This window comes from Sphingorhabdus sp. (genome assembly GCF_029865925.1).
GTDB lineage: Bacteria > Pseudomonadota > Alphaproteobacteria > Sphingomonadales > Sphingomonadaceae > Sphingorhabdus_B.
The window spans coordinates 15,422-29,587 of the sequence record NZ_JARXAI010000024.1; the positions used below are offsets into that span (position 1 = coordinate 15,422).

Annotated in this window: 8 protein-coding genes; 5 read left to right on the forward strand and 3 right to left on the reverse strand. The window is 54.5% G+C overall.

What is annotated here, in order from left to right; all coding sequences use genetic code 11:
* Positions 1-385 precede the first annotated feature (385 nt).
* The 5 genes from rpoB to QE270_RS02080 all read left to right on the forward strand — a co-directional run bounded on the left by rpoB (position 386) and on the right by QE270_RS02080 (position 12,263).
* Positions 386-4,543 carry a DNA-directed RNA polymerase subunit beta gene (gene rpoB, locus QE270_RS02060; RefSeq protein WP_300034414.1) on the forward strand — a complete coding sequence of 1,386 codons (4,158 nt, stop codon included), beginning with the start codon at positions 386-388 and terminating at the stop codon, positions 4,541-4,543.
* Positions 4,544-4,625: 82 nt separating this feature from the next.
* Complete coding sequence (gene rpoC, locus QE270_RS02065) at positions 4,626-8,906, forward strand: DNA-directed RNA polymerase subunit beta' (RefSeq protein WP_300034417.1); 4,281 nt, start codon at positions 4,626-4,628, stop codon at positions 8,904-8,906.
* 138 nt (positions 8,907-9,044) lie between these two features.
* On the forward strand, positions 9,045-10,322 hold the full coding sequence (locus tag QE270_RS02070) for an efflux RND transporter periplasmic adaptor subunit (protein WP_300034420.1): 1,278 nt from the start codon (positions 9,045-9,047) through the stop codon (positions 10,320-10,322).
* Positions 10,303-11,016 carry an ABC transporter ATP-binding protein gene (locus tag QE270_RS02075; protein ID WP_300034423.1) on the forward strand — a complete coding sequence of 238 codons (714 nt, stop codon included), beginning with the start codon at positions 10,303-10,305 and terminating at the stop codon, positions 11,014-11,016. Before QE270_RS02070 ends, QE270_RS02075 begins: the two co-directional genes overlap by 20 nt.
* Positions 11,013-12,263 carry an ABC transporter permease gene (locus tag QE270_RS02080; RefSeq protein ID WP_300034426.1) on the forward strand — a complete coding sequence of 417 codons (1,251 nt, stop codon included), beginning with the start codon at positions 11,013-11,015 and terminating at the stop codon, positions 12,261-12,263. The genes QE270_RS02075 and QE270_RS02080 overlap by 4 nt, the downstream gene beginning before the upstream one ends.
* A 122-nt stretch (positions 12,264-12,385) precedes the next feature.
* On the opposite strand, the gene QE270_RS02085 is transcribed toward QE270_RS02080, so the two are convergent.
* Genes QE270_RS02085 through msrA form a run of 3 tightly spaced genes read right to left on the reverse strand, consistent with a single transcriptional unit; the run spans position 12,386 to position 14,166 of the window.
* Positions 12,386-12,691, reverse strand: coding sequence for a hypothetical protein (locus QE270_RS02085; RefSeq protein ID WP_300034613.1), 306 nt, complete (start codon positions 12,689-12,691; stop codon positions 12,386-12,388).
* Between the two features lie 34 nt (positions 12,692-12,725).
* The gene (galU, locus tag QE270_RS02090) at positions 12,726-13,595 is read right to left on the reverse strand and encodes a UTP--glucose-1-phosphate uridylyltransferase GalU (RefSeq protein ID WP_300034429.1); all 870 of its coding nucleotides are present in this window, start codon (positions 13,593-13,595) and stop codon (positions 12,726-12,728) included.
* Positions 13,596-13,626: 31 nt separating this feature from the next.
* The gene (msrA, locus tag QE270_RS02095; protein ID WP_300034432.1) at positions 13,627-14,166 is read right to left on the reverse strand and encodes a peptide-methionine (S)-S-oxide reductase MsrA; all 540 of its coding nucleotides are present in this window, start codon (positions 14,164-14,166) and stop codon (positions 13,627-13,629) included.

Sequence of the window (14,166 nt, forward strand, 5' to 3'; positions counted from 1 at the left end):
CCCGCCCCATCAAGCATGGCGGAAAGGCGGTAGTTGGTTATGTGAAGTGGTATGCGCTTTGTCGTGGTTTGTAAGAAAAAAGCCGGTTACACTTCGCCCGGCATCGATTTAGGTGAGACCATTTGTCGCAGATTTACGCGATAGGCCACTTGGGGCGGGCCTTGACCCGACGTTGTTGCCCCTCTATAAGACTCATTTACAACCAATCCATCGGGAACAGCCTTGTCGTCGCGCAACTTGGCTAACGCATTGATGGATATGGGTTTCACATACGCGAAACGGCTGCACGGCAGGTTCCGAATCTTCGGGCATTGCTATGCGGCCTTTTCTTGTCTGGTGGACAATCTACCTGCGCTTAGCATTTCTAACTGAGGCAAAGCAGCTTATGGCATCCCGTCCCGCTCCTGCGACCCTGTCGCGTCAAAAGCGTATCCGCAAAATTTTCGGTAACATCCACGAAGTTATCGACATGCCCAACCTCATTGAGGTCCAGCGTGAGAGCTATGAACAGTTTCTGCGTTCCGACCCGTCGATTGGCTATGTATCCGGCCTTGAAAAGACACTGCGCAGCGTCTTTCCGGTTAAGGATTTTGCAGGCACCTCGGAACTCGACTTCGTGCATTACGAATTGGAAGATCCCAAATTTGACGTTGAAGAATGCCGTCAGCGCGGAATTACTTATGCGGCGCAGATGAAGGTTACGTTGCGCCTGATCGTGTTTGAAGTTGATCCCGACACCGAAGCGCGTTCGGTTCTCGATATCAAGGAGCAGGACGTCTACATGGGCGACATGCCGCTCATGACGCACAACGGCACCTTCTTCATCAACGGTACAGAGCGCGTTATCGTATCGCAGATGCACCGTTCGCCGGGCGTATTGTTCGATCATGACCGCGGCAAAACGCACAGCAGCGGCAAATATCTGTTTGCAGCGCGCGTCATTCCGTATCGCGGTTCGTGGCTCGACTTTGAATTCGACGCCAAGGACATCGTTAACGTCCGTATCGACCGTAAGCGCAAGCTTCCGGTCACGACCTTGCTTTACTCGCTTGGCCTGAACGACGAAGAAATCCTGGGTCACTTCTATGACCGCGTAACATTTGCCCGTGGCAAGGGTGGATGGAAGATTCCGTTCAATTCCGAGCAATGGCGCGCTTCAAAGCCGATGTTCGACATTGTCGACGCCAAGACGGGGGAAGTAGTATTCCCAGCCGGTACAAAGATCACCCCGCGCGCTGCCAACAAGGCTGTTAAGGATGGCCTGACCGACTTGCTGATCCCGACCGAGGAAATCTTCGGCCGTTATTCGGCGTTCGACCTTATCGATGAAAAGACTGGCCGCATTTATGTGGAAGCGGGCGATGAAATCACCGCCGAAAACCTCGAAGCGTTGGACAAGGCAGGCATCGACAGCCTTGAACTGCTCGACATCGACCATGTCATCACGGGCGCATGGATGCGCAACACGTTGAAGGCCGACAAGGCCGAGAACCGCGACATGGGCCTTGATGCGATCTACCGCGTCATGCGTCCTGGCGAACCGCCAACGCGCGAAACCGCAGAAGCGTTGTTCGCCGGTCTGTTCTTTGATGCAGACCGCTATGACCTGAGCGCTGTTGGCCGCGTAAAGTTGAACATGCGTTTGAACCTCGACGTTGAAGACACGCTCACCACGCTGCGCACGGAAGATATCCTCGCCGTAGTCAAGGAACTGGTGAACCTGAAGGACGGCAAGGGCGAAATCGATGATATCGATAACCTCGGCAACCGTCGTGTGCGTTCGGTCGGCGAATTGCTGGAAAACCAGTATCGCGTAGGCTTGCTGCGTATGGAGCGCGCCGTGAAGGAGCGTATGAGCTCGGTCGATGTATCGACCGTGATGCCAAACGACCTGATTAACGCAAAGCCAGCAGTCGCTGCAGTACGCGAATTCTTTGGTTCGTCGCAATTGTCGCAGTTTATGGATCAGACCAACCCGCTTTCGGAAGTCACCCATAAGCGCCGCGTTTCGGCACTTGGACCAGGTGGTCTGACCCGTGAGCGTGCAGGCTTTGAAGTCCGCGACGTGCACCCGACCCATTATGGCCGTATATGCCCGATTGAAACGCCAGAAGGCCCGAACATTGGTCTAATCAACTCGCTGGCATCATTCAGCCGCGTGAACAAATATGGCTTTATCGAAACGCCGTATCGCAAGGTCGTGGACAATAAAGTCACCGACGATGTGGTGTATCTCTCCGCAATGGAAGAGCAAAAGAACACCATCGCGCAGGCAAACGCCGAATTGAATGCCGATGGCAGCTTTGTCGAAGACCTGATTTCATCGCGGGAAGCAGGTGAATTCCTGATGGCGCCGCGTGACCAGATTACTTTGATGGACGTTTCGCCAAAGCAGCTTGTTTCGGTTGCAGCATCGCTCATTCCGTTCCTGGAAAACGATGACGCCAACCGCGCATTGATGGGTTCCAACATGCAACGTCAGGCTGTGCCTCTGTTGCGTGCAGAAGCACCGTTTGTCGGAACTGGCATGGAAGAAACCGTGGCACGTGACTCCGGCGCTGCCATTGGCGCACGCCGCAAAGGTATCGTCGACCAAGTCGATGCAACCCGTATCGTCGTCCGCGTAACTGGCGATGTTGAGCCCGGTAAGTCGGGCGTAGACATTTACACGTTGCAGAAATTCCAGCGCTCCAACCAGAATACCTGCATCAACCAGAAGCCATTGGTGAAGGTCGGTGACGTAATCGAAGCTGGCGACATTATTGCTGACGGTCCTTCGACTGAACTGGGTGAACTCGCATTGGGCAAGAACAGCCTCGTTGCGTTTATGCCTTGGAACGGATATAACTACGAAGACTCGATCCTGATTTCCGAGCGTATCGTGAAAGACGACGTTTTCACATCGGTCCATATCGAAGAATTCGAAGTCATGGCCCGCGATACGAAGCTTGGACCAGAAGACATCACCCGCGATATTCCAAATGTGGGTGAAGACGCGCTTCGCAGTCTTGATGAAGCCGGCATTGTCTACATCGGCGCTGAAGTGCACCCAGGTGACATTTTGGTCGGCAAGATCACGCCAAAGGGCGAAAGCCCGATGACACCAGAAGAAAAGCTGCTGCGCGCCATCTTTGGCGAAAAGGCAAGCGATGTGCGAGACACCTCGCTGCGTCTCTCGCCAGGCGTTGCGGGTACTGTGGTTCAAGTCCGCGTCTTTAACCGTCATGGTATCGATAAAGACGAACGTGCGATGGCTATCGAACGTGAAGAAATTGAGCGCCTTGCGAAGGACCGCGAGGACGAACGTTCGATTTTGAACCGTGCGACTTACAACCGCTTGAAAGACATGCTCATTGGTCAGACTGCAGCAGTAGCGCCAAAGGGCATCAAAAAAGGCGACATCATCACTGAGGGTAATCTCAGCGAAGTCGAACGTTACGAATGGTGGAAAATCGCCATTGCCGACGACAAGGTCCAAGGCGATCTTGAAGCCGTCAAGGTTCAATATGATGAAGCTGTTAAACTGATCGTCGAGAAGTTCGAAGATCGTCGTGAGAAGCTGGAGCGTGGCGATGAGCTTGCACCAGGCGTGCTCAAGATGGTCAAGGTTTTCGTCGCAGTGAAGCGTAAGCTACAGCCAGGCGACAAAATGGCAGGGCGTCACGGGAACAAGGGTGTTATCTCGCGGATTCTTCCGCAAGAAGACATGCCATTCTTGGCCGATGGTACCCCTGTCGACATCGTACTTAACCCATTGGGTGTGCCGTCACGTATGAATGTGGGGCAGATTTTCGAAACCCATCTTGGTTGGGCCGCGCGTAGTTTGGGTATGCAAATTGGTGATGCTCTTGAAGAGTGGCGCCATGCAAACCCGAACCCACAAGCGGCGGCGCCTCCAGCAGTCGTGCGTGAACGTTTGGCGAAGGCCTATGGGGACAATTACGCAGACGAGATCAATGGTCGCAGCGATGCCGACATCATTGAGCTTGCTGGTAACGTTAGAACAGGTGTCCCCATGGGCACACCCGTGTTCGACGGTGCGCGTGAAGCCGACGTCACGAAGATGCTCCAGCTTGCTGGGCTGGATGGCTCAGGCCAATCCGACCTGTTCGACGGACGCACCGGCGACATGTTCGGCCGCAAGGTTACCGTGGGCATCATTTACATGCTTAAGCTGCATCACCTTGTTGATGACAAGATCCACGCCCGTTCGATCGGACCGTACAGCCTTGTTACGCAACAACCACTTGGTGGTAAGGCGCAATTCGGCGGTCAGCGTTTCGGGGAAATGGAATGCTGGGCACTTCAGGCCTATGGCGCTGCTTATACCTTGCAGGAAATGCTGACGGTCAAATCCGATGACGTCATCGGTCGTACCAAAGTTTACGAAGCGATCGTCAAAGGTGATGACAGCTTCGAAGCGGGTATCCCCGAGAGCTTCAACGTTCTGGTTAAGGAAATGCGCTCTCTCGGCCTCAATGTTGAGCTGAAAGCGCATGATTTGATCGAGGGTGACGAAGGCTTTGCCGAGGCAGCAGAATAAAGCAGAGATGGGCGGATTTCGGTCCGCCCTCTGTCCCTGCCTTTTAGGTTTTCATGGGCCCATGCCCACTGAGGAAATGAATATGAACGAACTATCGAAATTCAACAATCCCATCGCCAAGGTCGAAACCTTTGACCAGATCCAGATCGGGATTGCATCGCCGGAGAAAATCCGCAGCTGGTCTTTTGGCGAAATCAAAAAGCCGGAAACCATCAACTATCGCACGTTCAAGCCAGAGCGTGACGGCCTTTTCTGCGCGCGCATCTTTGGCCCTGTAAAGGATTACGAGTGCCTGTGCGGCAAGTATAAGCGGATGAAGTATAAGGGCGTTGTCTGCGAAAAGTGTGGCGTTGAAGTAACCGTCACCAAGGTACGCCGTGAGCGTATGGGCCATATCGAGCTTGCTGCGCCTGTTGCCCATATCTGGTTCCTGAAGTCGCTGCCTTCGCGCATTGGCCTTTTGCTCGACATGCAGTTGAAGCAGCTTGAGCGCGTATTATACTTCGAAAATTACATCGTAACTGAGCCTGGTCTGACCGCGCTTGAGAAGTTCCAGTTGTTGAGCGAAGACGAATTGCTCGACGCGCAGGACGAATATGGCGAAGATGCCTTCACCGCCAGCATTGGTGCCGAAGCCGTCAAGACCATGTTGATGGACCTTGATCTTGAACAAGAGCGTACCGACCTGCTCGACGAGCTGGCCATTACCAAGTCGGAACTTAAGCCGAAGAAGATCATCAAGCGTTTGAAGGTCGTCGAAAGTTTCATCGATTCCGGCAACAAGCCAGAGTGGATGATCTTGGACGTTATTCCGGTCATTCCGCCAGAATTGCGTCCGCTGGTGCCGTTGGATGGTGGCCGTTTTGCAACGTCCGATCTCAACGATCTCTATCGCCGCGTTATCAACCGTAACAATCGTTTGAAGCGCCTGATTGAGCTGCGCGCTCCAGACATCATTGTCCGCAACGAAAAGCGTATGCTGCAGGAAGCTGTTGACGCGTTGTTCGACAATGGCCGTCGCGGTCGCACGATCACGGGTGCCAACAAGCGTCCACTGAAGTCGCTGTCCGACATGCTCAAGGGCAAGCAAGGCCGCTTCCGCCAGAACCTTTTGGGCAAGCGCGTCGATTATTCGGGTCGTTCGGTCATCGTGACCGGTCCTGAACTGAAATTGCATCAGTGCGGCCTGCCAAAGAAAATGGCGCTCGAACTGTTCAAGCCATTCATCTACTCGCGTTTGGATGCAAAGGGTCTTTCGATGACTCTGAAGCAAGCCAAGAAGTGGGTCGAAAAGGAGCGCAAGGAAGTTTGGGACATCCTCGACGAGGTTATCCGCGAGCATCCTGTGTTGCTGAACCGCGCACCTACGCTGCACCGTTTGGGCATCCAGGCGTTCGAACCTGTCCTGATTGAAGGCAAGGCTATCCAGCTTCACCCATTGGTCTGCTCGGCATTTAACGCCGACTTCGATGGTGACCAGATGGCCGTCCACGTTCCATTGAGCCTTGAGGCGCAATTGGAAGCACGCGTATTGATGATGTCGACCAACAACATCCTGTCGCCAGCCAATGGTAAGCCAATCATCGTTCCTTCGCAGGATATGGTCTTGGGTCTGTATTATCTCTCGATGGATCGCCGCGGCGAACCAGGCGAAGGCATGATGCTGTCCGATATGGCGGAAGTGCATCAGGCAATTGAAGTGGGTGCGGTAACGCTTCACTCCAACATCATCGCCCGCGTGCCACAGACGGGTGAAGATGGCGTTGAGCGCATGATGCGCTTCGACACCACACCTGGCCGTATGTTGCTTGCAGAAACGCTGCCAAAGAGCCACCGCGTGCCATTCGAGACGGTCAACCGCCTTCTCACCAAGAAGGAAATTGGCGACGTTATCGATCAGGTCTACCGTCACACGGGTCAGAAGGACACGGTTCTGTTCGCAGACGCGATCATGTCGCTTGGCTTCAAATATGCGTTCAAGGCCGGTATTTCGTTCGGCAAGGACGACATGATCATTCCGGAAGAAAAAACCGAAATGGTTGCCGAAACCAAGGCGATTGTTGCCGATTTTGAGCAACAGTATCAGGACGGCCTGATCACGCAGCAGGAAAAGTATAACAAGGTAATCGACGCCTGGTCCACATGCGGTGACAAGGTTGCCAACGCCATGATGGACAAGCTGAAGGCTTCGCCAATGGACGAACATGGCCGCGAATTGCCGGTCAACTCGGTCTATATGATGAGCCACTCCGGCGCGCGTGGTTCGCCAGCGCAGATGAAGCAGCTTGCCGGTATGCGTGGGTTAATGGCCAAGCCTTCGGGCGAGATCATCGAGACACCGATCATTTCGAACTTTAAGGAAGGTCTGACCGTTCTCGAGTATTTCAACTCGACCCACGGTGCCCGTAAGGGTCTGGCCGATACCGCACTTAAGACAGCAAACTCAGGTTATCTGACGCGCCGTCTGGTGGATGTGTCGCAGGATTGCACCATCGTTGAAGTCGATTGCGGCACAGAGCGTGCCTTGGAAATGCGTTCAATTGTTCAGGGTGGTTCAACCATCGCCTCGCTTGGTGAACGTGTTCTTGGTCGTACCACAGCAGAAAATATCATGGGCCTTGATGGTAAGGTATTGATCCCATCGGGAACCTTGCTGGACGAGCCGATGGTTGTTGCCATGGAAGAAACCGGTATTCAGGCGCTGAAGATCCGCTCGCCATTGGTCTGCGAATCCAAGGTCGGCGTTTGCGGCACCTGCTATGGCCGCGATCTTGCACGCGGTACGCCAGTAAACATCGGTGAAGCGGTCGGCGTTATCGCTGCCCAGTCCATTGGTGAGCCCGGCACGCAGCTGACCATGCGTACCTTCCACATTGGTGGTGCGGCGCAGTTGAACGAGCAATCAAACCTTGATGCAACCGCATCAGGTAAGGTTATGTATCGCGATCTGCCAAGCATCGTCGACAAGCGTAAGAAGCGTTTGGCGATGGCACGTAACGGTGAACTGATCATCGTCGACAAGGACGGCCGTGAAATGGAAATCCACCGTTTGCCATATGGTGCAACGCTGGCATTCCCGGATGGCGCCGAAGTCAGCGTGGGTGATCGTTTGGCCGAATGGGATCCATTCACCATGCCGATCATCACCGAAAAGTCGGGTATTGTGAAATATCAGGACCTGATTGACGGCAAGACACTGACGGAACAGACCGACGAAGCAACGGGTATCGCCCAGCGCGTCGTTATCGAAGATCGTGCAGGCAGCCGCACCAAGAAGGAAGACCTTCGTCCCCGCATTACATTGCTGGATGACGATAGCGGCGAATCTGCCCGTTATCTTCTGGGCGTTGGAACGATGTTGTCGGTCGAAGACGGTGCAACGGTTCAGGCAGGCGACGTTCTCGCACGTGTGACCCGTGAATCTGCTAAGACCCGTGACATCACCGGTGGTCTGCCGCGCGTCGCCGAATTGTTCGAAGCACGAATTCCAAAGGACAATGCAATCATTGCCAAGATTTCGGGCCGCGTTGAATTCGTCCGTGATTATAAGGCGAAGCGCAAGATCGCGATTGTACCGGAAGAAGGCGATCGGATTGAGTATCTAATTCAGAAGTCCAAGGTACTCGACGTTCAGGAAGGCGATTTCGTTCGTAAGGGCGATAACCTGATTGCTGGTTCACCGAACCCGCATGACATTCTTGAAGTCATGGGCATTGAAGCGCTGGCTGAATATCTGGTTGCGGAAATTCAGGAAGTGTATCGTCTGCAGGGCGTGAAGATCAACGACAAGCACATCGAAACGATCGTTCGTCAGATGCTGCAAAAGGTTGAGATCACCTTCGGTGGCGACACAACCCTGCTTCCAGGTGAACAGGTTGACCGCGAAGAAATGGACGCCATCAATGCGAAGCTGGTCAAAGGCCAAGCGCATGCGACGGGCAATCCTGTTCTGCTCGGCATCACCAAGGCATCGTTGCAGACGCGTTCGTTCATCTCGGCGGCATCCTTCCAAGAAACCACACGCGTCCTCACGCAGGCCGCTGTGGAAGGTAAGAAGGACATTTTGACCGGGTTGAAGGAAAACGTCATCGTTGGCCGCCTAATCCCTGCGGGTACTGGCTCTGCCATGAACCGCATGCGGATTGCAGCAACCAGCCGCGACGTTGCTCTTCGTGCCAGCTACAAGAAGCTGCAGGAAGGCCTGATTGCGCCAGAGACAGCGGTTGAAGAGCATGCTGCCGAACTCGCACAGGGTCCTGAAGCCGCCATTGGTGACGATGTGTTGGCAAAGGTCATCGCAGATGACCTGACCACTGAAGATGCAGCAATCGATGACGTGATCGAAAGCGGCGAAGAAGAATAATCGCCGTTTCACTGAAGTTAAAGCAAAGCCCGCTGGAAGAGATTCCGGCGGGCTTTTGCTGTATTAGGTGCATAAATCACTAGCCGAATCTTCCTGCGCTGAATATACAGCATCAGAAGCTAATTGAGGACGGGTCAGATGTTTGAGGCAGTACGGGCTTGGGTGAAGCGGCATCGCGTTTGGTCGGCCATCATCGCGCTGATTTTGCTGCTCGTTCTGTACCGCGCATTGCGCCCTACCCCGCATGACTATGAATATGTCAGCGAGACTGTCACGCGCGGCGAAGTGCTGCGCAAGGTGTCCGCCAGCGGCAAGGTCCGCGCGCTAAATACGATCAAGGTCGGTACCGAAGTCTCGGGTCAGGTTACCAAGGTATATGTCGATTTCAATTCGCCCGTGAAAGCAGGGCAAATCCTTGCCGAAATCGACTCGACCCGTGTGCGCGCACGTGTGCAGCAGTCGGAAGCACAAGTTGCACTTGCCCGTGCCGGCTTGCAGCAAACAGTGGCCAATGTCGCGCGATCACAGTCAGAACTTGAAATTCAGCAGCGTGATTTTGCGCGGCAAAAGGCCTTGGCGGATCGCGGCTTCGTTTCAAAGGCTGGCCTCGATCTGGCGCAGAGCAAACTCAATAGCGCGCGCAACGCGCTTCAGGTGGCACTGGCGCAAACGCAAAGCGGCAATGCGCAAATCCGGCAGGGCACAGCAGAGCTTTCATCCGCCCAGCTTGATCTGAACCGCACCGTTATCATCGCGCCCGCAAGCGGCGTCATCATCAACAAGTTGGTTGAACCAGGCACTACTGTTGCGGCCAGTTTCCAGACACCCAATCTGTTTGAAATCGCCGCAGACACAACCAAGATGCAGGTCGAAGCATCCGTCGACGAGGCCGACATTGGCCAGATTGGTGAAGGGCAAAATGTGACCTTCACGGTCGACAGCTACCCCAATGACATATTTCGCGCAAAAGTGCGGCAAGTCCGCAAAGCGCCCGTCGAAACACAAAATGTCGTCAGCTATCTGGTCATTATCGACGTCAATAACGCCGATGGCAAATTGCTACCGGGTATGACCGCAAATGTGGAAATCATCACCGGCGCCAAGGCAAATGTGCTGCGCGTGCCAACCAACGCGCTTCGCTTCCGCCCCAAATTGGCGGACCGGGGCGCACCTAAAAAGGACACGCCGGCTGCGCCCGATAAAAAGGAAACGCCCGCGCCAATGCTCTATCTGGCAGGATCTGACGCGTATAGACCCACACAGAAACAGGTTCAGCTTGGCCTGCAAGGTGACGACTATACCGAAGTGACTTCGGGTATCAAAGCAGGCGACAAGATACTGGTACGGACAAAATCTCTGAAACCGAAGACCCAAACCGACGATAATGCGGACGAAAATGACAGCGCCGCTTCTTGAAACGCATAATCTCGTAAAGGATTATGTGATCGGCGGCGAGGTGCTGCACGCCGTCAATAGTGTTTCCTTGACCATAAAACGTGGTGAGTTTGTTGCCATCATGGGCGCCAGCGGGTCGGGCAAATCAACTTTCATGAATATGATCGGCTGCCTCGATGTGCCGACATCTGGAACATTGTTGCTCGACGGCATCGATACCAAAACGCTTGATAGCGATGCGTTGGCGGAAATCCGCAACCGCAAAATCGGCTTTGTGTTTCAGCAGTTCAACCTTCTGGCCCGCACCAGCGCGCTGGATAATGTTGCGGTGCCGCTGATTTATGCTGGCCTTGGCTACAGCGAGCGTCGCGATCGCGCACAGGCGAAGCTAGAGGCGATGGGACTGGGCAACCGCCTACAGAACACGCCAGCCAAGCTTTCGGGTGGACAGCAACAGCGCGTCGCCATCGCTCGTGCACTGGTTACCAATCCGCTCATGTTGCTGGCCGACGAACCGACGGGCGCTCTCGATACGCAGACATCACTCGATATCATGGGTATTTTTCAGAAACTGAACGACGAAGGTATCACCCTCATCGTTGTCACGCACGAGCCCGACATCGCCGAATATGCCGCCCGGCGAATTGTCTTTCGCGACGGACAAGTCATTGAAGATGCCGCCGTCAAATCGCGCCGGCAGGCAGTTGCCGGATGACTAACCTTTTTAACGCAATCGCCGGCTGGGGCGTGAATATCGCGATTGCGATGACCGCGCTCCGTACCAATTTGATGCGCTCGATACTGACCACGCTGGGCGTGATGATCGGGGTATTCTCGGTGATATTGGCCGTCGCAGTGGGCAATGGCGCGCAGGTATCAGTGACGCAGCAGATTGCTACGCTGGGGTCCAACATGGCAATCGTCGTGCCGCAACCCGACAGCGGCAGCGGTCCGCCGCGCTCTACGGACCGTGGCAGGCTGACCGAGCGCGATGGGCAAGCTATCTTGCGTCAGGTATCCGGCGTCAGCGCAGTCGCCCCACAAATCCGGAGCAGCGTCCAACTGGTCACACCTGGCCGTAGCGCAACAACCCAAGCGACCGGCGCAACACCCGAATATGGCGATGTGTCGAACATCACTGCATCCGAAGGGCGTTTCCTGTCCGATAGCGATGTCGGAGCCGCGGCACGTGTGGTGGTGATCGGTCAGACAGTAGCAGACAAGCTGTTCGCCGACGCAAATCCTGTCGGTGAAACTGTCCGGATCAACCGCGTACCATTTAAGGTTATCGGTTTGCTAGAAAGCAAGGGGAGTAATCTGGGTAACGACAATGACGACCAGATTGTCGTTCCGATAACGACGCTGCGTCAGAGGCTGTTGACCACGGCAACGCAAGGACCCGACGATGTAACATTGCTGTTTGTCGGCTTCATCGACGAGGAATCGCTTCTCTTGGGCCAGCAGGAAATCAAGCGCATGTTGCGCGATCGCTACCGTGTGCCAAAAGGCAGGATTAGCCCGTTCACCGTTCGCACAACGACTGAGATTGCCGAAACGACTGGTCAAGTGACCCAGATATTCCAAGCGGTTTTGGTCGCGATTGCCTCAATCTCATTGTTAGTAGGCGGCATCGGTATCATGAACATCATGCTGGTTAGCGTGACCGAGCGCACGCGCGAAATCGGGCTTCGTATGGCGTTGGGCGCAAAACGCAGCGACATTAGAAACCAGTTCCTGGTCGAAGCTGCTGTTCTCTGCGTGATTGGCGGCGCCATTGGCCTGACATTAGCGCTGGTCGCCGCGGCCATTTTTCAGAAAGTCGCCGACTTTCCGGCACCGGTCGGATTGGACACAGCATTATTGTCGGTCGCGTTTTCAGCAATCATCGGAATATTGTTCGGTGGTTACCCGGCTATTCGGGCATCCCGCCTCTCTCCGATAGAAGCCTTACGCAGCGAATAGCCAGAATTTCCCCGATAACGACAGTTGAAGCAGCGGGTCGAGGCTGCGTTGACCGTTCACGATCTGTGGCAAACAGGTACCGTTTCCGCCCACAGCGCCCACCATTTAAAGGGTGGATAGCCTCAGTAGGAGCGATCTCTCTCATCTGCGATCTGTTCACTGATGTCGGCAGCCTTTTTGCAGGCGTCCTTATCGCCATCTGCGCAGCGCTCGCGGGCCTTATCACGCCGCCGGGCAAGCTCGCCGATATTTTCTTCACGGTGACGCAATTCGCGCCCGCGCTTTTCATCGGACTCAGACTGGCTAGTCGTCAGGACATCGGCGACTTTTGAAACTACCCTAACCGGCTTGGTCATCACATCGCCTACGACTGACGCCACACATCCCTGCAACACAAACAAGGGAACCGCGGCCAAAACCAAACGCATATTACGCACCAAGATACATCCTCCCTATGTCCATCTATTTCAGCAAATTCAGTGCGATCGCGCGGACTTGCTCCGCCATATCTGGACGCTGGAGCGCCAGTGCCAAATTCGCCTCGATATAGCCGACCTTTGATCCACAATCATAACGTTTTCCGTCAAAGGTGACTGCATTAAACGGTTGCTGCCCGATCATTTGCGCCATGGCGTCGGTAAGTTGAATTTCACCCCCGGCGCCTTTTTCCTGTCCTTCAAGGATCTGCATGACCTCTGGCTGCAGAATGTAACGCCCTGACACGATAAGGTTTGACGGCGCGTCTTCGACCTTGGGCTTTTCAACAAGGCCAAGGACTTCCGTCACCGCGCCATTGGTTGCGCCTGGGGCAATGACACCATAGCTCGACACATCTTTATGGGGTACTTCAAGCACGCTGATGATGTTTCCGCCAATGTGTTGATAGGCATCAACCATTTGCTTCATGCAGCCCGGCGATCCGTGCATGAATTCGTCGGGAAGAAAAATGGCGAAAGGCTCATCACCGATAATATCGCGCGCGCACCAAATGGCATGACCGAGGCCTAATGGCTCCTGCTGTCGGACATAAACGCAGTTGCCGGGCGTAAGGCGTGTATTCGCCAAAACCGAGACATCCTTGCCGCGTGACGTCATGGTGTGCTCAAGTTCGAAGGCAATGTCGAAATGGTCTTCGATTACGCTCTTGCCGCGCCCAGTAACGAAGATCATTTGTTCAATCCCCGCCTCACGCGCTTCGTCGACCGCATATTGGATCAGTGGACTATCGACAATCGGCAGCATCTCTTTGGGAATGGCTTTTGTCGCCGGCAGGAAACGCGTTCCTAATCCAGCGACAGGAAAAATAGCTTTACGAACAGGTTTGTGCATCATCCTATCTGCATAACGCAGGAAACCGTATTGTCTACGCAGAGTTGGCGAGCCGTTGGGCAAAACCTTTTTTCAGCTTTGCCAATTTGGGCGGAATGACGGCGAGGCAATAGGAGTTGCGCTGGCCCTCGCCATCCCAATATTCCTGATGATAATCCTCTGCTGGATACCAGGTGGCTGGACCTTCGATGGTTGTGACAATTGGCGCTGGCCAGTCGCCTGCGGCCTTTAAAATGCCGGCTTCGGCCATTTCGCGCTGTTCGTCCGACAACAAGAAGATGGCGGACCGATATTGGGTGCCGATGTCATTGCCTTGCCGATTGAGTTGCGTCGGATCATGGGTGGCAAAGAATATTTCGAGCAAGTCGGCGTAGCTGATGACTTCTGCATCGAAAGCGATACGTATTGCCTCTGCGTGCCCTGTAGTACCGCCACATACCTCTTTGTAAGTTGGATCGACTGTGTGCCCGCCAATATAGCCACTTACGACGCTGTGTACGCCGTTTAGCTGGCCAAAGACGGCTTCGGTGCACCAGAAACAACCTCCGGCGAAAATGGCTTCTTCTTGAGGCAT